Raw genomic sequence first — 20,527 nt, 5'->3', positions numbered from 1 at the left:
GATCGCAGGCGGGCGCGGTCGGAGCGGGCGTGGCTGGCGGCATCGCCTTGCCGCCCTTACGCTTGAGCCTGCCACCAACGGAAACTGCCCGATGCCATTCGACCTGCCACCGGTCACGCGCAACCTGCTGATTGCCAACGTCGCCGTGTTCCTGCTGCAGCAGGTGACGGGCACGCTCCTGCTGCAGTATTTCGCGCTGTGGCCGCTGGGCAGCGGCCTGTTCGAGCCCTGGCAGATCGTCACCAGCGCGTTCATGCATGGCGGCATCACCCATATCATGTTCAACATGCTGGCGCTGTACATGTTCGGCGGCACCATCGAGCGTACCTTCGGCGCGCGCGAGTTCACCGTCTACTACTTCGTCTGCGCGATCGTCGCCTCGCTGCTGCAGCTGGCGGTGCTGTGGTTCTTTCCGCCGACGCAGTACGGCCCCACGCTGGGCGCGTCCGGCGCGATCTTCGGCCTGCTGCTGGCGTTCGGCATGCTGTATCCGCACGAGAAGGTGATGCTGATCTTCCTGCCGATCCCGATGCCGGCGTGGCTGTTCGTGATCCTCTACGCCGCCGCCGAGCTGACCATGGGCGTGACCGGGATCGAGCCGGGCGTGGCCCACTTCGCCCATCTCGGCGGCATGCTCGGCGGCCTGGTGCTGATCCAGTACTGGCGTGGGCGGCTGCCGTGGAAACCGAAGCGCCGCCTGTTACGCTGAGCGTTTCCACGCCACGAACGTACCCATGACCCAGACCCTGCAGCGCCAGCTCACCCCGCGCCACATCACCTTCATGGCACTGGGCATGTGCATCGGCGCCGGCCTGTTCCTGGGCTCGGCCAGCACGATCCGGCTGGCCGGGCCGTCGCTGCTGTTCGCCTACCTGTTCGGCGGCACGATGATCTTCATCATCATGCGCGCGCTGGGCGAGATGGCCGCGCACGAGCCGATCGCCGGCTCGTTCAGCGCCTACGCGCACAAGTACCTCGGCCCGTTCGCCGGCTACCTCACCGGCTGGAACTACTGGATCCTGATGATGGGCGTGGGCATCGCCGAGAGCACGGCGGTCGGCATCTACATGAAGACGTGGTTTCCGGGGTCGCCGCAGTGGATCTGGGCGTTCGCCAGCGTGGCGATGATCGGCGGGCTGAACCTGATGGCGGTGAAGGTCTACGGTGAGCTGGAGTTCTGGTTCGCGCTGATCAAGGTGCTCACGGTGGTGGCGATGATCGCCGGCGGCTGCGCGATGATCTGGCTGGGCTGGGGCAATGGCGGCAAGCCGATCGGCCTCAGCAACCTGTGGACACACGGCGGCTGGTTCCCGAACGGCATCACCGGCATGGTGCTGGCGCTGCCGGTGCTGGTGTTCTCGTTCGGCGGCATCGAGACGATCGGCGTGGCCGCCGCCGAGGCGGCTCATCCCGAGCGCACCATCCCGCGCGCGGTGAACTCGGTGATCTGGCGCATCCTGATCTTCTACATCGGCTCGCTGTTCGTGATCATGGCGATCTACCCGTGGAACGCGCTGGACGCGAACAGCAGTCCGTTCGTCACCACCTTCGCGCGGCTGGGTATCCCCAGCGCGGCAGGGCTGATCAACTTCGTGGTGATCACCGCGGCGCTGTCCAGCTTCAACTCCACCACCTTCAGCGGCAGCCGCATGCTGCACAGCCTGGCCAGCAAGGGCCAGGCGCCGGCCGCCATGGGCCGCGTGAGCGCGGGCGGCGTGCCGGTGCGCGGGGTGTTGGTGACCATGGCGTTCCTGCTGTTCGGCGTGCTGATGAACTACCTGGTGCCCGGGCGCATCTTCGGCATGATGATGTCGATCCTCGCGTTCAACACGGTGTGGACCTGGAGCATGGTGCTGGTGGCGCACTGGCGCTTCCGCCGTCGGCAGCCGGTACCGCTGGCCTTCCGCTTGCGCTGGTTTCCGCTGAGCAGCGTGGTCTGCCTGGCGTTTCTGGCGTTCGTGCTGGTGATGCTCGGCTACAGCGCGGATACCCGCGTGGCGCTGTACGTGGGCGTGATCTGGCTGGTGCTGCTGGCGGTGGGCTACCGCGTGGGCGGCATCGGCCGGCGCATGCGCATGGCGTCGGCTTGAGCTGAGTGGCGCTGCGGACCTTCCTTCCCGGCGCACCGGCGCGGGATGGGCCTCAGCGCAGCGCCAGGAAGTCCGCGCTGACCACGAAACGCACCGCGTCCAGCCGCAGCCGCGACTGCGGCAGCGCGGCCAGCAGGGCGGTGCGCTCGGCGGCGATGGCGGCGATTTCCCCTGCGCTGACCGACGGGTTCACCGCACGCAGCGCCAGCAGGCGCGACAGTTCCGCGTCCAGCGCCTCGGTGGCCAGGGCCACCGCCTCGTTGATGCGCGCCTGCCCGCGCGTGCCGGCGAGTACCTCGGCACGCTCCAGCATCGGCGGCACCAGCTTGGTGAGGAACTTGCGGTAGCGCGGCACCTCGATGTTGCGGTCGCCGGCCTTGCGCAGGGCGATTTCGCTCGGCGCGAAGTCGGCGCGCTCGGCCAGCCGGGTGTCGACGGTGACCGCGATCGGCAGGACCGGCAGGAAGCGTTCGGCGTCGAGTTTCCGGTCGGCCACGCATTCGAGCAGGAACACCGCCTGCAGCAGCGCGGTACGCGGCGGCAGCACGTCGTCGACCATGAAGGCGGCATTGCCCTGTTCGCCGGACAGCGCCAGGTCCAGCGCGCCGGCGACCAGCGGGTGATCCAGCCGCAGCAGCGGCAGTTCCTCGCGCGCCAGCGCCACCTCGCGCGCGAAGGTCACCGACTGCGGACCCTCGGCGAAGCCGGGCAGGGCGTCGGTGGACAGGTATTGCGGGTCGAGCAGCAGCACCTGGCCGCCGAGCTCCTCGGCATGGATGCCGAATGCCTCCAGCAGGCGCTGCACGAAGGCGTCGCGGGCGGGGTCGCGGTCTTCGCGGGCGAATGCCTGCTGCAGCTCGTCGGCGTGCAGGTCGCGGCTGGCGGCCAGCTCCAGCAGGTGGTCGCGGCCGCCGCGGATCAGCTCGGCCATCTGCTCGTGGCTGGCGCGGGTCTCGGCCAGCAGCGCGTCCAGTTCCTGGTCGCGGCTGTCGTCGCCGCGGGCGTGCTCGTCGGCCAGCCGGGTCAGCGGCTCGCCGTAGCGGCGCAGCAGCTCGCGTCCATCGGCCGGGCTCATGCGGAACGCGTCGACGCCCTCGTCGTACCAGCGCGCCAGCACGTGCTGGGCGCTGTCGGCCACGGCGAGGATGTGGATGGCGATGTCGTGCTGCTGGCCGATCCGGTCGAGCCGGCCGATGCGCTGTTCCAGCAGGTCCGGGTCCAGTGGCAGGTCCCACAGCACCAGCCGGTGCGCGAACTGGAAGTTGCGACCTTCCGAGCCGATTTCCGAGCACAGCAGCAGACGCGCGCCGTCGGGCTGGGCGAAATACGCGGCGTTGCGGTCGCGCTGCACGATGCCGAGGCCTTCGTGAAAACGCGCCACGCCGACGCCGCTGCGCGTGCGCAGCGCCTCCTCCAGCGCCAGCACCTTGGCCTGGCTGCGGCAGATCAGCAGGAACTTGTCCTGCGGGTGGGCGTCGAGCAGGGCGACCAGGGCGTCGATGCGCGGGTCGGCGGCGTAGTCGACCTCGATCAGCGCTGGCGGCTGCTGGATGTCGGCGTGGAATTCGGCCAGCAGCGCCTGGCGCGTGCTGTCGTCGACCGCAGCCATCGGCACCAGGTGCCATTCGGGCCGGCGCTGCGGAAAGCCGCCGACGCCGGCGCGGTTGTTGCGGAACATCGCGCGGCCGGTGCCGTGGCGGTCGATCAGCGCGGCCAGCAGCTCGCGCGCGTTCTCCGGCCGGGTCGCCTCGGCCAGGCGCGCAGTCAGCGCGTCGTCGCCGTGGAACGCCTCGGCGAGGGCAGCGCGTTGTGCGTCGTCGAGCGGCTGGCCATCGAGCAGGCGGTCGGCGATCTTCGACAGTGCCAGGTAACTGTCGGCCTCGGCCAGGTAGCTTTCCAGATCGTGATAGCGCTGTGGATCGAGCAGGCGCAGGCGGGCGAAGTGGCCGCTGCGGCCCAGCTGTTCCGGGGTTGCGGTGAGCAGGACCACGCCGGGGATCGCCGCGGCCAGTTGCTCCACCATCGCGTAGCGCGGGCTGGTGGCCTGCGGCGACCACGCCAGGTGATGGGCTTCGTCCACCACCAGCAGGTCCCACGACGCTTCCAGCAACTGCTGCGCGTGCTTCGGCGAGCTTTCCAGGAAGCCGAAGTCGGCGATCACCAGTTGTTCGTCGTCGAACGGATTGCCGGCGTCGCCGGATTGTTCCAGCGCCTCGCAGCGCTCCTCGTCGTAGATCGCGAAGCTCAGATTGAAGCGGCGCAGCATTTCCACGAACCACTGGTAGACCAGGGTGTCGGGCAACAGCAGCAACACGCGCGAGGCGCGGCCGGTGGCGAGCTGGCGCGCGACGATTATGCCGGCCTCGATGGTCTTGCCCAGGCCCACCTCGTCCGCCAGCAGCACCCGCGGCGGACGTCGGGCAGCGGCGATGCCAGCCACGCGCAGCTGGTGCGGCACCAGCCCGATCCGGGCCGCGCCCAGGCCCCACATCGGCGAACGGCGTGCCTCGGCACGCCGTTGCAGGCCTTCCAGGCGCAGCTCGAACTGCGCCACGGCATCGGTGCGGCCGCCGACCAGGCGGTCGTCGGCCTGGCTCACGCTCTGCTCGTCGTCGAGCTGGCCCTCGTGCAGTTCGCGGCCCTCGCCGCGGTAGATCAGCAGGTCGTCGCGGATCTCCACCCGTTCCACCAGGAACGCGATGCCCTTGCCGGCGATGCGCTGGCCGGCGCGGAACTCGGCGCGCAGCAGCGGCGCCGAGTCGATCGCGTACGGGCGCAGCACGCCGGCCTTGGCGAACAGCACCTGCACGCCACGCCCTTCGACGCGCAGCACGGTGCCGAGGCCGAGCTCGGGTTCGGCGGAGGAGATCCAGCGTTGACCAGGGACAAACATGTTTCGGCCGTCTTGCATCAAGGGCCGACGATTATCCGCCCCGCGGCCCGCCCTGGGAACCGCTGCGGCGCAAGGGTGCCGGCTTTCGGCACGCTGGCATCCGTCTTGCTGTCACCGCAGAACCGGCGGGCGTCGAAACGGAAACGCCGCGCACGGGCGCGGCGTTTCCGGGCAGGCAGGTTGGCCGTGGCGGCGGGTGCCGCGACGGCCACGGACTCACCAGATCTTCACCTGCTTGTCGTCCGGGCGCACCATCGCGTCGCCCGGCTTGCACTGGAACGCGCTGGCGAAGGCCGGCATGTTCGACGGCGCACCGATCGCGCGCAGCGAGGCCGGGGCGTGCGGATCGGTATTGAGCTGCAACACCGCCTGCTTCTCGCGGATGGAGCCACGCCACACCCGCGCCCAGTTCAGGAAGAAGCGCTGGTCCTGGGTGTAGCCGTCGATCTTCTTGCCGGCTTCCTCGGGATTCTTCTTCAGCGCGGCCTGCAGCGCGTCGTAGGCTGCGCTCAGGCCGCCCAGGTCGCCGATGTTCTCGCCCAGGGTCAGCTTGCCGTTGACGTGCAGGTCCGGCTGGTCCTTGATCGGTGTATAGGCATCGAACTGGGCGACCAGCTTGTCGGTGCGCGCATCGAACTTGGCGCGGTCGTCCTTGGTCCACCAGTTGACGTTGTTGCCGGCGCCGTCGAACTGGCTGCCCTCGTCGTCGAAGCCGTGGCTGGCCTCGTGGCCGATCACCGCGCCGATGCCGCCGTAGTTGATGCCGTCGTCGGCGTTGGCGTCGAAGAATGGCGGCTGCAGGATCGCGGCCGGGAAGTTGATCGTGTTGTCGCTCGGTTTGTAGTAGGCGTTGACCGTCTGCGGGGTCATGCCCCATTCCTTGCGGTCGGTCGGCTTGCCGATCTTGGCGATGTCGTAGTCGTAGTTGAACTTCGCCGCCGCCTGCACGTTGGCGTAGTAATTGTCGCTGGTGATGTTCAGCCCCGACCAGTCGCGCCACTTGTCCGGGTAGCCGATCTTCGGCAGGAAGGTATTCCACTTGGCGATCGCCTTGGCCTTGGTCTCGGCGCTCATCCAGTCGAGGTTCTCGATGCGCGCCTTCAGCGCATTGCGCACGTTGTCGACCAGTTCCTGTGCACGGGCCTTGGCCTCGGGCTTGAACACCTCGGCCACGTACAGCTGGCCCAAGGCCTGGCCCATCGAGTCATTGACGGTGCCGAGCACGCGCTTCCAGCGCGCCTTCTGTTCCGGCTGGCCGGACAGGGTCTTGCCGTAGAACGCGAACTTGTTGTCCTGGAAATTCCTGCTCAGGTACGGCGAGGCGTCGTCGATGGTGTGGAAGCGCAGGTAGGCCTGCCACTGGGCGATCGGCGCCTTGGCCAGTTGCTGGTCGAACTCGGCGAAGAACTTCGGCTGCGACAGCGAGAAACCTTTGTCGATGGTCACGCCCTGGGCGGCGAAGAACTTGTCCCAGCTGAAATGCGGGGTGGCCTTGTCGGCTTCCTTGACGCTGACGAAGTGATACTGGTTCTCCGGCTTGCGCGCCTCGACCGGCGACAGCGAGGCGGCGGCCAGCCGGGTTTCTAACGCCAGCACGTCGTCGGCCTGCTTCTTCGCGTCGGCTTCGGCCACGCCGGTCAGCTCCAGCGCCTTGGCGATGTAGGCGACATAGGCGTCGCGGATGTCTTTGTACTTGGCGTCGCTGTAGTAGTCCTTGGTCGGCAGGCCCAGGCCGTCCTCGAACGCATAGGCGATCTGCATGTCGGCGTGCTGGAAGTCGGGGTCTGACTCGAAATGGAACACCTGGCCATCGCCCTCGACGTAGCTCCTGGTGATGTAGCCGGCCACGTCGGCGCCGTTGTTCAGGCCGGCGATCGCATCGAGCTTGGGCTTGATCGGGTCGAAGCCGGCTTTCTCGATGGCCGCCTCGTCCATGCCGGACTGGAACAGGTAGCCGATCTTCTGCTCGATCGAGCCGGCCTGGACCGTGGCGGCATCCTTGGCAGCCTTCTCGACGATGGCGTGCTGGGTGTTCAGGCTGGACTCGGCCAGCTGGTCGAACGCGCCCCAGCGGGTGCGATCGGCGGGGATCGGGTTGGCGGCGACCCACTTGGCGTTGACGAAGCCGTTGAAGTCCTGGCAGGCGTCGATGGCCGGATCCAGCTCGCTGACGTCGAAGATGCTCTTGCCGGGGTTGGCGGCGGCCGTGGTGCTGGCGGCGGCCGGAGCGGTGCTGGCCGGTGCCGGCGCCTTGCTCGCCGGCTCCTGCTTGCCGCAGGCGCTCAGCGACAGGGCCGCGCTTACGGCCAGCGCCAGCGCCAGGGGCTTCAGATACTGCTTGGTCATGGATATCCCTCTGTCAGTGATGGGTGGTGTCGTCTGGTCGCGCCGTCGGGCCCCCCGGAACTCGGGCATGGCTGCTCACGCTAGGTCAAACGTCATGGGTGGCACAGTGTCAAAGGTCAGGGTTGCGGCGGCCGGATGCCGTGGGGCCGGCAGTTGCTGCAACTGCGCCGCGCCCAGGCGCAGCATGGTGTGCACGTCGATCAGGAAATCCGGCAGCCAGCGCTGCCACAGCTTCAGCCACGCGCACATCTCCGGCGCGTCGGCCTTGACGTCGTCGCGGTTGAGGTTGAGGTACTGCGGCTGGCCGCGGGAACCCATGCTGGCCGGGCCGTTCTGGTTGATGCGGTGGTACGGGCTGGTGTTCTCATCGCCGTCCATGCTGAACACCGGGATCTACACCGGCACCACGCGGTCGAGCAGGTGCGGGTACTTGCCGGTGACGGCGATATCGCGCAGCAGCATCAGCCCGGCGTGCCCTCGATCTCGCCGGGGTGGATGCTGGCCTGCAGCAGCAGCACCGGTTTGTGCGCGGCGCGGGCGCTCAGGGTCGCCACGCCGAGCAGGGCGGACCACAGGACGCGACGCAGATTTACGCCTGGTTCCCCGCTTCATCGCGGCGCAGCAGCGCCGGCGAGGCGGGCAACGTATCCGGCGCCACCGCGCCGCCGGAGATGATGAAGGCCATCGCCTGGTCCATCGTCCAGTCGGTCGGCGTCAGCTCATTCACCGGCACCAGTTCCAGGTAGCCGCCAGTGGGATTCGGCGTGGTCGGGACATACACCGCCGCCATCTCGCGACCGCTGCCTTCCTCGACCATCACCCGGGTGACGAAGCCCACCACCTTCATGCCGCGGCGCGGGAAGTCGATCAGCACCACGCGCTGCATGCCGCTGGGCTTGTTCTGCAGCACCGCCATCAGCTTCTTGGTGCCGCCGTAGATCGTCTGTACCAGCGGGATGCGCGCCAGCAGGGAATCGAACGCGTCGAGGAAGCGCTGGCCGATCACCCGGTTCGCCACGAAGCCGAGCAGGTACAGCGCCACCAGCGTCAGCAGCAGGGCGACGATGAAGGTCAGCCACTCGGCCTTCAGCGATTCGGCCGCATGCGGCGCCACCAGCGCCAGGGCGTTCAGCAGCCCGCCCACCAGCGGTGCGCCGATGCCGGCCAGCAACCCCAGCACGAACTTGAACACCAGCCAGGTCACCCACAGCGGAATGAAGGTAAGCAGGCCGGTGAGCAGGTAGCGTTTGACGCGCAGGCGGGGCATGGGGTGGTCCGGGTGCGGGGGATTCCGCATTGTAGGCGAGGGCGGTTTGCGCTGCGCCCTGCCACATCCGTCATGCCTGCGAAGGCAGGCATCGCACTTGGTCCATCGTGTCTGCGGCAGAGCCTCCAGCAGGGCAAGAGCTTTCGTGCGCCGATGGCGCCCGAAAGCTCTTGCCCTGAAAGCTCTTCTCCCCGTAAGCCGAAACAGCCAAGAGCATCGTGCCTGAAGTCGCTCCTACGAGGTGAAGATGCGCGCAACGTCACCGCAGCGAACGCCGCCGCCCACCAACGCGAAAACCGCGATACCCGCGCACCAGCGCCCCGCCGGCCACCGCCACCCACACCAGCAGGCTGACGTAGACGCCGATGGCCGGCATCACCCGCAGGAAATCCAGCTGCAACGCCTGCGCCAGCTCGTAAGTGCCGACGGTGTACATGCCGATGGGGAACACGATGTCCCAGTCGTCGACTTCATAGCGCAGTGGCACGTGGCGCCAGCCGTGACGCCAGATTTCCAGCAGCACCAGCAGCGGGATCCACCAGGTGGCGGTGGCCCAGAAGAAGACGGTGAAGCCTTTCACGAACGGCACCAGGTCGTGCAGCGGGCCGGCGGCTGGCGTGTGCAGCACGAGCAGGCTGCCGGCGAGGGTGGTGATCGCCAGCGCGCCCATGTCGATCCAGTACGGCGGAGTGAATTCGCGCGCACGCAACGGGAAGAACACCATGCGGTAGACGACCAGGGTGATGATCAGCAGGTACAACGCGGCGCCGAGCAGGTACAGGCACAGCGCGCCGAACAGCCAGCCGGCGCCGGCTGAGGGACCGTCGGCGAGCAGCAGGATCATCAGCACCGCCAGTGCCTGGGTGGCCACCACCGCGACCAGCCAGCCGCCGTTGATGCTGCGGGTGAAGCCGGGCTTGATCCGCGCGGTGATGGCGGCGGCGAAGAACAGGTAGATCAGCGCCGCCCAGAACAGCGCGCCGAGCAGCGCCAGCGCACGGGCCAGCTCGGGCAGGCGCACCACCATCAGGCACTGGCTGCCCAGCACGCAGGTGGCCGCGGCCAGGGTGAGGAAGCCGGCGCCGCGGCCGGGGTTCGCGAAATCGGCGACCAGTTCACGGCGGAAGCGGAGCAGCCGCACTGCGCTCAGCAGCAGCAAAGCCAGCCACGCGGCCAGGTTGACGCCGAACAGAGCCAGCGCCAGCGGGCGCATGCCGTGCTGGTCGAGGTCGATCGAGACAATGCCGGTGGCCATGACCATGGCGAAGCTGCCTGGGCTCAGGTGGCGGGCGCGGGACAGGACGAAATCGACAGCTGTCATCGCTAGCTCCATGGCGCCTCGGCGAATAGCGCCGATCTTGCGCCCATGGCGCGGCAAGCCGCTGTGATTTTTCTTGCGACTGTGCGGAGCTGGCGGGCGGTGCCCGCCCTACAGGACTACCTGGCCTTCGGCTTCAGTCGCACGTAGAGCTGCTTGCGTACCACCGCAATGACCTTACCGGAGGCGGTGGTCACCTCGGTCTCGAACCAGCGCAGCACTTTCTCGCCGCCGGCTGCGGCAGTGCGCAGCTCATCGACCACGCTGGCTTCGAGTTTGAAGTGCGCGTAGACGTCCTCGTAGCCGGGCGCGACGAAGTCGATCGTGCCGGCCTTGTCCCACACGAAGTAGTCCCTGCCGAGCTGGTGCATCGCCAGCAGCATCCAGAACGGGTCGGTCATGGCGAACAGGTTGCCGCCGAACTGGCTCTTCACGTAGTTGCGGTTCCACGGTCGCAGCCGCAGCACCACGTTCGCCTCGGTGTAGTCGTCGCTGAGCGACTGCAGGCGGATCGCGTTGACCAGGAACGGCGGCCACAGGTTGAGCAGACGGCGGAAGGTGGAGGCGCGCATGCAGGCTCGTCCAGGCAGGAATGCGCGATCATACCTGAGCGTACGCGACAGTATGGGCTGTGCTTTCCCGTAGGGCGGACACCGTCCGCCGCTTTCGTGTTGCCGGAGAGCCGAGAGCCGGCGGGCAGTGCCCGCCCTACGTCACAGGGCGTTCCGGAGCGCGGGATCAGAACAGCAGCGACGCCATCCGCCGCCGGTAGCGGCCGACCAGTTCGGCATCGTCCAGCGTGGCGAAGGCGGCGAGCAGGCGCTTCCTGGCCTGGCCGTCGTTCCAGTCGCGGGCCTTCTGCAGGATCTCCAGGAACTGTTCGAGCCCGGCCGCGGCGTCGCCTTCCAGCAGCAGGCGCACGCCGAGCTGGTCGCGTGCGGCCCAGTCGTTGCCGTCGGCCTGCACGCGTTGCTGCAGTTCGGCCACGGTGGGCGCATCTTTCACGGCATGGGCCAGGTCCAGTTCGCTGCGCAGGCGCACGGCACGGGCGTCGGTGGCGAGATTGGCCGGCAGGGCGGCGAGTTCCGCCTCCGCGGCGGCAGTCTGGCCGGCGTGCATCAACGCCAGCGCTAGGTCGAGTTTCAGTTCGGACTTGCCCGGTTCGGTGGCGATCGCCTGCTGCAGCCGGTTGATCGCCTGCTCCGGGGTTTCCTGCACGGCCGCTTCTTCGGCGGGCTCCGCGGCCTCCGGCGGCTGCACATGGCGTGACAGGAATTCGCGCAGCTGGCCCTCAGGCAGCGCGCCGGTGAAGCCGTCGAGGATCTGGCCGTCCTTCACCAGCACCACGGTGGGCACGCTGCGGATGCCGAACATGCCGGCCAGTTCCTGCTGCGCGTCCACGTCGACCTTGCCCAGCCGGAACGCGCCGTTGTATTCGGCGGCGAGCTTTTCCAGCATCGGGCCGAGCGTCTTGCACGGCTCGCACCAGGTGGCCCAGAAATCCACCAGCACCGGTGTGGTCAGCGAGGCGTGCAGCACATCGGCTTCGAAGGCCTGCTGGTCCACGTCGAACACGCGGGGAGCGGCGGCGGCATCGGTCACGGGGAACTCCAGGTCGGCGGGTGCCGTTTCAGATCGGGGCGCCGGCCAGCATATCAAGCGGTCGCGCGCCGTTCAGCGCGCCGGCGACAGATTTGCGAGAATCCCGGCATCGTCACGCCGAGCAAGGCACCGAGTGCATGGGCATGGGCTCTCCCGAAGCGCTGCTGATCTGCGAGCACTGCGACACGGTCTACCGCCGGCAGGTGCTGTCGCGCGGCGACGTGGCGTGCTGCATGCGCTGCGGCGCGGAGCTGGAGCGCCACCACGGGCTGGGCGCGAATGCGCTGCTGGCACTGATCCTCACCGCGCTGATCGTGTTCGTGCAGGCGAACATGTGGCCGATCGTGACGTTGGGCCTCAACGGCCAGCTCAGCAGCACCACGCTGTGGGGCATGATCATCGCGATGTGGCAGGAGCAGGCCAAGGTGGTCTCGGTGCTGGTGGCAGCCACGCTGTTCTTCTTTCCGCTGGTGAAGATGACGGTGCTGGGCTGGCTGCTCTGGTTCGCCCGCGCCGGGCGCCGTGCGCCGGGTTTCGTGCTGCTGATGGTGGCGCTGCACCGCCTCGGTCCGTGGACGATGAGCGAGGTATTCGTGCTGGGCGCGCTGGTGGCGATCGTCAAGGCACACGCCTATTTCGACGTGATCCCGGATCCAGGCATCTACGCGTACGCGGCGCTGACCCTGCTGATCACCATCTTCGCCGGAGTGGACCTGCGCCAGCTGTGGGACGACGTGCCGGAGCAGGCCACGTGAGCGCGCTGCCGCGCGCCGCCGAGCTGGGCCTGGTCGCCTGCACGGTGTGCGGGCTGGTGTGCCGCAACCTGCCCGGCGACCCGCCGCTGGACGGCGATGGCGTGGACGACGCGATGGCGTGCCCGCGCTGCGGCGCCACGTTGCGCCGGCGCAAGGCCGACAGCTACATGCGCACCTGGGCGCTGCTGATCGCGGCGTTCATCATGTACATCCCGGCAAACGTGCTGCCGATCATGCGCACCGCCAGCCTCAACGACGTCGACGACAACACCATCATCAGCGGCGTGGTGGAATTGTGGGTCAAGGGAGCGCCGAACCTGGCGATCATCGTGTTCACGGCCAGCATCGTGGTGCCGATGCTGAAGTTCCTTGCGCTGGGCACTTTGCTGGTGAGCAGCCAGCGCGGCAGCGGCTGGGCGAGGGTGCAACGTGCAAAACTCTATCGGCTGGTCGAGCTGATCGGTTACTGGTCGATGCTGGACGTGTTCGTGGTGGCGCTGTTGACCGCGCTGGTGCGTTTCAGCGTGCTGAGCCTGGTGGAACCGTTGCCCGGCGTGATCTTCTTCGGCCTGACGGTGGTGCTGACCATGCTCGCCTCGATGAGTTTCGACCCCCGCCTGATCTGGGATGGCAAGGATACCGATGACTGACGACACACCCGTCGAACAGGGCCCTCCGGGCGGCGGCGCGCTGCCGCGGCCGGTGGTGAAGCGGCGCCGCTTCAATGCCTCGCTGATCTGGCTGATCCCGGCGCTGGCGGCGCTGGTCGGCCTGTCGCTGGTGATCAACAACTGGCTGCAGGCCGGGCCGCAGATCTCCATCAGCTTCCAGAGCGCCGAGGGCCTGGAGGCCGGCAAGACGCCGGTGAAGTACAAGAGCGTGGTGATCGGCCGGGTCAACAAGATCCAGCTCAGCGGCGACCGCAGCCACGTGCTGGTGCGGGTGGCGTTGGAGAAGAGCGCCGAGGGCTTCGCCACCAGGGATACCCGTTTCTGGGTGGTGCGGCCGCGGATCGGGCTGGGCGGAGTGTCAGGTATCGACACCCTGCTGTCGGGTGCGTTCATCGGCGCCGATGTGGGCGATTCGAAAGAAGCGGAGGACGAGTTCAAGGGGCTGGAGCTGCCGCCGGCGGTGAACCACGGCGCGCCGGGGCGCAGCTTCATCCTGCACAGCGACGACCTCGGCTCGCTCGACATCGGCTCGCCGGTGTACTACCGGCGCATCCAGGTCGGGCGGGTGGCGTCCTACGAGCTGGACAAGGACGGCAAGGGCGTCTCGCTGCACATCTTCGTCGATGGCCCGAACGACAGGTTCGTCACCCGCTCCTCCCGCTTCTGGAACGCCAGCGGCGTGGACGTGTCGATCGGCGCGAACGGACTGAAGCTCAACACGCAATCGCTGGCCACCGTGCTGGCCGGCGGCGTGGCGTTCCAGGATCCGCCCGGGCCGCACGACGGCACGGCGGCCGCCGAAGACGCCGCCTACAAGCTGTTCGACGACCAGGCTGCGGCGATGGCGCCGCCGGACGGCGAGCCGCATTACATCCGCATGCGCTTCGAGCAGTCGGTGCGCGGGCTGGCGGTGGACGCGCCGGTGGAATTCCTCGGCATCAACCTTGGCAAGGTGGTGTCGGTGCGGCTGGATTACGACGAGCAGAAACAGCGTTTTCCGGTGCTGGTGGGGGCGGTGATCTATCCGCAGCGCCTGGGCGCCGCCTACGACAAGCTGGAAGCGCTGGCCAAGGCGAACGGCGAGAACCCCGATCTGTCGCAGATGGTCGGCCACCTGGTCGAGCACGGCCTGCGCGCGCAGGCGCGCACCGGCAACCTGCTCACCGGCCAGTTGTACGTGGCGCTGGATTTCGTGCCGCGCACCCCGAAGGTGGCGTTCGACCCGGCGGCCCGGCCGCTGACCATCCCGACCGTCCCGGGCAGCTTCGACAAGCTGCAGGAGCAGATGGCCGGGATCGTCGACAAGCTCGCCAAGGTGCCGTTCGACAGCATCGGGCAGCACCTGGACCACAGCCTGGCCGGCCTCGACGCCACGCTGAGGCAGGTCAACGGGCAGACCCTGCCGGCGCTCAAGGACACCCTGCACGGCGTGCAGCAGACCATGGGTACGGCGAACGACGCGTTGTCCGCCGGTTCGCCGCTGCAGCAGAACCTGGGCGCCACGCTGGAACAGCTGCAGCGCATGGCGCGCTCGCTGCGCGTGCTGACCGACTACCTGGGCGCGCATCCGGAAGCGTTGATCCGCGGCCGCGGCGCGGACGCGAAGCCCGCCACCACCACGCCGGCGGCCGCCCCGCCGCCGCAAGGAAACAAGCCATGATCCATGCCGCAAGAAAGCAGGCCGCGAGGCGTCTGGGAATGGCGGCAGCCGGCCTGCTGCTGGCAGCCTGCGCCTCGGCGCCCACGCACTACTACACGCTGGTCGCGCCGGCCGGCGAAGCGGTGGCGTCGCCATCGCCATCGTCGCTGCCGTTCGAGCTGCTGCCGGTCGGCGTGCCGGCGCAGGTGGACCAGCCGCAACTGGTGGTGCGCGAAGGCGGGCAGGGCGTGGCCCTGCTCGGCGGCGAACGCTGGATCGCCCCGCTCGGCGACGAGGTGCGCAGCGCGCTGTCGACCGACCTCGCGCGGGAGCTGCGCAGCGCGGACGTCAGCGGCCTGCCCGGCAACGACAAGCCGCTGCTGCGGATCAAGCTGGATCTGCGCCGGTTCGATTCGGCGCCCGGCAGCTATGCGCTGGTCGAGGCCGCCTGGAGCGTGCGCATGCTGCACGGCGAGCAGCCCGCCATGCTGGCCTGCACCAGTCGTGTCAGCGAGACGGTGGGGCCGGGCTATCCCGCCCTGGTGCAGGGTCACCAGCATGCGATCGGGCAGCTGGCGGTGCAGATCGCCGAGGTGGCGCGGGCGTTGGGCAGCGGCCGGCCGGCCGCCTGCCCGCCCGGCTGAAGGCGCCAGACTTGGCGCCCGGCCTGCACTGGGCTAGTCTGATCAGTTCACTGCCGCCGGCAAGCGCCGGCGCGCATCCATCGCACAGACGGCACTCGAAACCATGCAGGACATTCAAGCCCCTCCCGCCCCCGAACAGGATGACGCCGCCTATCGTCCGCAGGCCGTGGAGGCGGCCGCGCAGCAGTACTGGAACGCGCAGCGCGCGTACGAAGTGAAGGAGGATCCGGCGCGGCCGAAGTTCTACTGCCTGTCGATGCTGCCGTACCCGTCCGGCGCGCTGCACATGGGCCACGTGCGCAACTACACCATCGGCGACGTGATCAGCCGCTACCAGCGCATGCAGGGCAAGAACGTGCTGCAGCCGATGGGCTGGGACGCGTTCGGCCTGCCGGCGGAGAACGCCGCGATCAAGAACGCCACCGCGCCGGCGAAGTGGACCTACGCCAACATCGAGCACATGCGCAGCCAGCTCAAGTCGTTGGGCTACGCGATCGACTGGAGCCGCGAGTTCGCCACCTGCCGTCCCGACTACTACGTGCACGAGCAGCGCATGTTCACGCGGCTGATGCGTCGGGGGCTGGTCTACCGGCGCAACTCGGTCGTCAACTGGGATCCGGTCGACCATACCGTGCTGGCCAACGAGCAGGTCATCGATGGCCGCGGCTGGCGCTCCGGCGCCATCGTGGAGAAGCGCGAGATCCCGCAGTGGTTCCTGAAGATCACCGACTACGCGCAGCAGCTGCTGGACGGCCTGGACACGCTGCCGGGCTGGCCCGACGCGGTGAAGACCATGCAGCGCAACTGGCTGGGCCGCAGCGAGGGTCTGGAGATCCACTTCGCGGTGGAGGGCGAGGCCGCGCCGCTGGGCGTGTTCACCACCCGTCCCGACACGCTGATGGGCGTCACCTTCGTTTCGATCGCCGGCGAGCACCCGCTGGCAGTGAAGGCGGCGCAGGGCAATCCGCAGCTGGCCGCGTTCCTCGACGAACTGAAGCATGGCGGCGTCTCCGAGGCGGAACTGGAGACCCAGGACAAGCGCGGCATGGCCACCGGCCTGTACGCGATCCACCCGGTCAGCGGCGACAAGCTGCCGGTGTGGGTGGCCAATTTCGTGTTGATGGGCTACGGCACCGGCGCGGTGATGGCGGTGCCGGGCCACGACGAGCGCGACTTCGCGTTCGCGCACAAGTACGGCCTGCCGGTCAGGCAGGTGATCGCCGCCGGCGACGAGCGCTACGACGCGGCCACCTGGCAGGACTGGTACTCGGACAAGACCCGCGCGGACATGCGCGTGATCAACTCCGGCTCGATGGACGGCAAGGACTACCGTGCCGCGTTCGACTACATCGCCGGGGTGCTCGAGGCCGCCGGCCAGGGCCGGCGCAAGGTCAACTGGCGCCTGCGCGACTGGGGCGTCAGCCGCCAGCGTTACTGGGGCTGCCCGATCCCGGTGGTCTACTGCGCCAAGTGCGAGGCGGTGCCGGTGCCGGAAGACCAGCTGCCGGTGGTGTTGCCCGAGGATGTGGCGTTCTCCGGCGTGCAGTCGCCGATCAAGGCCGACCCGGAGTGGCGCAAGACCACCTGCCCGCAGTGCGGCGGCCCGGCCGAGCGCGAGACCGACACCTTCGACACCTTCATGGAGTCGAGCTGGTACTACGCGCGCTATACCAGCCCCGGCGCAGCGACGCAGATCGACGAACGTGCGAACTACTGGCTGCCGGTCGACCAGTACATCGGCGGCATCGAACACGCGATCATGCACCTGCTGTACTTCCGCTTCTATCACAAGCTGCTGCGCGACGCGGGCATGGTGCACTCGGACGAGCCGGCCACCAACCTGCTGTGCCAGGGCATGGTGATCGCCGAGACGTTCTATCGCGACAACGCGGACGGCTCGAAGGAGTGGATCAATCCGGCCGCGGTCGAGGTGCGGCGCGACGAGCGCGGCCGCGTCGCCGGCGCGGTGCTGAAGGCGGACGGCCAGCCGGTGCAGATCGGCGGCACCGAGAAGATGTCGAAATCGAAGAACAACGGCGTCGACCCGCAGACCATGGTGGACAAGTACGGCGCCGACACTGTGCGCCTGTTCTCGATGTTCGCCGCGCCGCCGGAGCAGTCGCTGGAATGGAGCGAGGCGGGCGTCGAAGGCATGGCGCGCTTCCTCAAGCGGCTGTGGCGCGAGGTGACCGCCCATGCGGCGGGCCCCGATCATAAAGCCGTGGCCGCCGGCCACTCTGCCGCCCTTCCCCTGCAAGCAGGGGAAGGTGCCGAAGGCGGAAGGGGTGACGCCGCAGGCGTCATCGATCCCGCCACACTGGATGCGGGCCAAAAGACCCTGCGCCGCCAGCTGCACGAGACGATCCAGAAGGTTGGCGACGACTTCGGCCGGCGCCACGCGTTCAACACCGCGATCGCCGCGCTGATGGAGCTGCTGAACGCGCTGGGCAAGTTCAGCGACCAGAGCGAGCAGGGTCGTGCGGTACGCCACGAGGCGCTGGAGGCGATGGTGCTGCTGCTCAACCCGGTGGTGCCGCACATCAGCCATGCGCTGTGGCAGGCACTTGGCCACGCCGAGACCGTGCTGGAGGACCAGCGGTGGCCGCAGGCCGACCCGGCCGCGCTGGTACGCGACACGCTGACCCTGGCCGTTCAGGTCAACGGCAAGTTGCGCGGTACCATCGAGGTCGCCGCCGGCGCCTCGAAGGAGGAGACCGAGGCACTGGCCCTGGTGCAGCCGCAGGTGAAGCATTTCCTGGAGGGCATGACGGTGCGCAAGGTCATCGTGGTGCCGGGCAAGATCGTCAACATCGTCGCAGGATGAAACCCATGAGCTTCATGAAAGCGCGCCGCCTGTTCCAAGCCTCGCTGCTGCTGGCCACCGCGCTTGCGCTGGGCGCATGCGGCTTCCACCTGCGCGAGAACGCGGTGCTGCCGGCGGGGATGCAGCGCGTGCACCTCAGCGTCAGCGGCGGCGGCGAGTTCGAGCGCCACCTGGCCCGCGCGCTGGAAACCTCCGGCAGCACCATCGAGGATGCCGGCGGTACCGGCATCGCCGAGCTGCGCGTGCCGGTGGCGGCCTTCAGCACCGAGACGTTGAGCGCCGGCGGCTATGTGCGGATCAGCGAATACGCGGTGCGCTACCAGGTGCAGTTCGACGTGCTCGGCCCCGACGGGCAGCTGCTGGTGCCGCACCAGCGCATCGACATGTCGCGCGAATACAGCTACGACGCCAGCAACAGCGTCGGCAACGCGGCGCAGGTGCAGGAGATCCAGCGCAGCCTCAACGACGACATGGTGCAGGCGATCCTGTTCCGCCTGCAGGCCGCCGCCAGGCACGGGCTGGTCGCTCCGGCCAGCGCCGCCAGCGCGCACTGATGCCGCTCAACCCCGGCCAATGGCAGAAGGCGCTGGCGGCCGACCGCCTGCAGCCGGTCTACCTGCTCGCCGGCGAGCAGTTGCTGGTGCTGGAGGCGGCCGACGCCCTGAGCGCGCGGGCGCGCCAGCTGGGCTACGGCGAGCGCGAGGTGCTCGAGGTCGGCCAGCATTTCGACTGGAACGACCTGGCCCGCGCGGCCGCCGGCATGTCGCTGTTCGCCAGCCGCCGGCTGCTCGACCTGCGCCTGCCCACTGGCCGCCCCGGCGTCGACGGCGCCAAGGCGATCGGCGCGTTCTGCGACGACCCGCCGCCGGACGTCACCCTGCTGATCACCGCGATGGAGTGGAGCAACAAGCACGACGGCGCCTGGAGCAGGAAGCTCGACGCCAGCGGCGCGATGGTGGTGTTCAACGTGCCGCGGCCGGACCAGTGGGGCGCGTGGCTCACCGCGCGGCTCGCCTCGCGCGGCCTGTCCGCCACCCCGGATGCGGTGGCGCTGCTGGCCGAGCGCGTCGAAGGCAACCTGCTCGCCGCCGCACAGGAAGTCGACAAGCTCGCCGTGCTGCACGGGCAGGGTCGCGTCGACGCCGCCGCGATGGAAAACCTGGTCGCCGACAGCGCCCGCTACGACGTGTTCAAGCTCACCGATGCCGCCTTCGTCGGCGACGGCGCGCGCGCCTTGCGCATCCTCGCCGGCTTGCGCGCCGAAGGCGACGAGTTGCTGGCACTGATGGGCTGGCTGGTCAATCAATTGCAGCTGGCGCTGCGCCTGGCCAATGCCACGGACCTCGCCGCGCAGTTCCGCGCCGAGCATCTGTGGCAGGCCCGCGAAACCCTGTTCCGCCAGGCCCTGCGCCGCGCGCCGCGCGAGCACTGGCTGCAGTGCCTGGCCCGCGCTGCGCGGATCGACCGCATGGTCAAGGGTCGCGAGCAGGGCGAGCCGTGGCAGGAGGCCGAACGGCTGATCGCCGCGATCGCCGAACCGCGCACCGCGAGGGCGCTCGCGTGACATTCCATCGCCCCGTCGGGACATGCTCCCTCCCCTGCGACCGAAGGAAGTCCCTTTGGGGCCCGCAGGGGAGGGCCGGGGAGGGGTAAGGCTCTTGCCGCAGACATCCGCCAGACCGCTCGCCATCTTTGGCGGCACCTTCGACCCGGTGCACCTGGGCCACCTCAGCGTGGCGTGGGAAGCCGCCGAGCTGCTCGACGCGGAAGTGCGCCTGCTGCCGGCCAGCGTGCCGCCGCACCGGGTGCCGCCGATCGCCACGGCGGCGCAGCGGGTGGCGATCCTGCGCACCGCGTTGCACGGCCAGTCGCGGCTCACGCTCGACACGCGCGAGCTGGATCGCAGCGGGCCGTCGTTCACCATCGACACCCTGCACGAACTGCGCGCGGAGCAGGGCGAACGCCCGCTGGTGCTGCTGCTCGGCGCCGATGCGTTTGCCGGCCTTGCCAGCTGGCATCGCTGGCGCGAGCTGTTCGGCGCGGCGCATCTCGGCGTGCTGAGCCGGCCCGGGGTTTCCGCGGTCCTGCCGGACGAGCTGGAGCGCGAAGTGGCCGGCCGGCGCGTCGCTGGCGCTTCCGCGTTGCGCGCGCGGCCGGCAGGCAAGGTCATCGAGCTGGCGGTGACCCCGCTGGAAATCTCCGCCACGCGCATCCGCGAGCTGCTCGCCGCCGGGCGCGATCCGCGCTACCTGCTGCCGGCCGGGCTGTTCGACGATCCCGCGCTGCTGGCTGCCTACCGCAACCCCGCCGTATAACAACCGTGTGGCGATCGCTTGCCCTAGCGGTGTAGGGCGGGCACTGCCCGCCGGCTTCCGACACGTCACCGTGGGCTTCACGAGTGTGGCGGGCCGTGCCCGCCCTATGTATGGACTCGCCCCTGGTGTCAACCGCTGCGTGGGCAAGAAAGCACGGGCTGCA

16 protein-coding genes and 1 pseudogene are annotated in these 20,527 nt (G+C 69.0%); 10 read left to right on the top strand and 7 right to left on the bottom strand.

The features are described 5' to 3' along the window. Window positions 1-91 precede the first annotated feature (91 nt). Together AC1Q5A_RS15605 and AC1Q5A_RS15600 are read left to right on the top strand one after the other, a co-directional pair. Window positions 92-709 carry a rhomboid family intramembrane serine protease gene (locus AC1Q5A_RS15605; protein WP_492702229.1) on the top strand — a complete coding sequence of 206 codons (618 nt, stop codon included), beginning with the start codon at window positions 92-94 and terminating at the stop codon, window positions 707-709. A 25-nt stretch (window positions 710-734) separates the two neighbouring features. Further along, window positions 735-2,090, top strand: coding sequence for an amino acid permease (locus AC1Q5A_RS15600; protein WP_492702227.1), 1,356 nt, complete (start codon window positions 735-737; stop codon window positions 2,088-2,090). A gap of 52 nt (window positions 2,091-2,142) precedes the next feature. Here AC1Q5A_RS15600 and rapA read toward each other — a convergent pair whose 3' ends face one another. The 7 genes and pseudogenes from rapA to trxA all read right to left on the bottom strand — a co-directional run bounded on the left by rapA (window position 2,143) and on the right by trxA (window position 11,516). Beyond that, entirely contained in the window at window positions 2,143-4,983 is a 2,841-nt protein-coding gene (gene rapA, locus AC1Q5A_RS15595; RefSeq protein ID WP_492702225.1) for an RNA polymerase-associated protein RapA, read from the bottom strand. A 216-nt stretch (window positions 4,984-5,199) separates the two neighbouring features. Beyond that, window positions 5,200-7,329 (bottom strand): M13 family metallopeptidase, encoded by a 2,130-nt coding sequence (locus tag AC1Q5A_RS15590; RefSeq protein WP_492702223.1) that lies wholly within the window; start codon window positions 7,327-7,329, stop codon window positions 5,200-5,202. A gap of 186 nt (window positions 7,330-7,515) precedes the next feature. Continuing rightward, a pseudogene (locus tag AC1Q5A_RS15585) lies at window positions 7,516-7,871 on the bottom strand (M14 family metallopeptidase); the annotation flags it as partial. A gap of 47 nt (window positions 7,872-7,918) precedes the next feature. Further along, on the bottom strand, window positions 7,919-8,596 hold the full coding sequence (locus tag AC1Q5A_RS15580) for a DUF502 domain-containing protein (protein ID WP_492702221.1): 678 nt from the start codon (window positions 8,594-8,596) through the stop codon (window positions 7,919-7,921). Between the two features lie 259 nt (window positions 8,597-8,855). Continuing rightward, a complete protein-coding gene (locus AC1Q5A_RS15575; protein ID WP_492702219.1) occupies window positions 8,856-9,917 on the bottom strand; it encodes a tellurite resistance/C4-dicarboxylate transporter family protein in 1,062 nt (353 codons plus the stop codon). Window positions 9,918-10,033: 116 nt separating this feature from the next. Beyond that, window positions 10,034-10,486, bottom strand: a complete 453-nt coding sequence (locus tag AC1Q5A_RS15570; RefSeq protein ID WP_492702217.1) for a DUF4442 domain-containing protein — start codon at window positions 10,484-10,486, stop codon at window positions 10,034-10,036. A gap of 166 nt (window positions 10,487-10,652) precedes the next feature. Beyond that, a complete protein-coding gene (trxA, locus tag AC1Q5A_RS15565) occupies window positions 10,653-11,516 on the bottom strand; it encodes a thioredoxin (RefSeq protein WP_492702215.1) in 864 nt (287 codons plus the stop codon). Between the two features lie 137 nt (window positions 11,517-11,653). Here trxA and AC1Q5A_RS15560 point away from each other — a divergent pair, with 137 nt between their 5' ends. The 8 genes from AC1Q5A_RS15560 to nadD all read left to right on the top strand — a co-directional run bounded on the left by AC1Q5A_RS15560 (window position 11,654) and on the right by nadD (window position 20,364). Continuing rightward, entirely contained in the window at window positions 11,654-12,271 is a 618-nt protein-coding gene (locus tag AC1Q5A_RS15560; RefSeq protein WP_492702213.1) for a paraquat-inducible protein A, read from the top strand. Then, entirely contained in the window at window positions 12,268-12,921 is a 654-nt protein-coding gene (locus tag AC1Q5A_RS15555; protein ID WP_492702211.1) for a paraquat-inducible protein A, read from the top strand. Before AC1Q5A_RS15560 ends, AC1Q5A_RS15555 begins: the two co-directional genes overlap by 4 nt. Continuing rightward, window positions 12,914-14,602 (top strand): PqiB family protein, encoded by a 1,689-nt coding sequence (locus tag AC1Q5A_RS15550; protein WP_492702209.1) that lies wholly within the window; start codon window positions 12,914-12,916, stop codon window positions 14,600-14,602. Before AC1Q5A_RS15555 ends, AC1Q5A_RS15550 begins: the two co-directional genes overlap by 8 nt. Continuing rightward, entirely contained in the window at window positions 14,599-15,225 is a 627-nt protein-coding gene (locus AC1Q5A_RS15545) for a PqiC family protein (RefSeq protein WP_492702207.1), read from the top strand. The genes AC1Q5A_RS15550 and AC1Q5A_RS15545 overlap by 4 nt, the downstream gene beginning before the upstream one ends. A 103-nt stretch (window positions 15,226-15,328) precedes the next feature. Next, complete coding sequence (leuS, locus tag AC1Q5A_RS15540) at window positions 15,329-18,049, top strand: leucine--tRNA ligase (protein ID WP_492702205.1); 2,721 nt, start codon at window positions 15,329-15,331, stop codon at window positions 18,047-18,049. A gap of 5 nt (window positions 18,050-18,054) precedes the next feature. Continuing rightward, the gene (locus tag AC1Q5A_RS15535; protein ID WP_492702203.1) at window positions 18,055-18,603 is read left to right on the top strand and encodes an LPS-assembly lipoprotein LptE; all 549 of its coding nucleotides are present in this window, start codon (window positions 18,055-18,057) and stop codon (window positions 18,601-18,603) included. Beyond that, a complete protein-coding gene (holA, locus tag AC1Q5A_RS15530) occupies window positions 18,603-19,613 on the top strand; it encodes a DNA polymerase III subunit delta (RefSeq protein WP_492702201.1) in 1,011 nt (336 codons plus the stop codon). The genes AC1Q5A_RS15535 and holA overlap by 1 nt, the downstream gene beginning before the upstream one ends. Before the next feature lie 94 nt (window positions 19,614-19,707). After that, window positions 19,708-20,364 (top strand): nicotinate-nucleotide adenylyltransferase, encoded by a 657-nt coding sequence (gene nadD, locus AC1Q5A_RS15525; RefSeq protein WP_492702199.1) that lies wholly within the window; start codon window positions 19,708-19,710, stop codon window positions 20,362-20,364. Window positions 20,365-20,527 lie beyond the last annotated feature (163 nt).

This window comes from Rhodanobacter sp. GW835-FHT13D09 (assembly GCF_058793995.1).
This window is presented reverse-complemented; position numbering and strand designations above follow the sequence as displayed.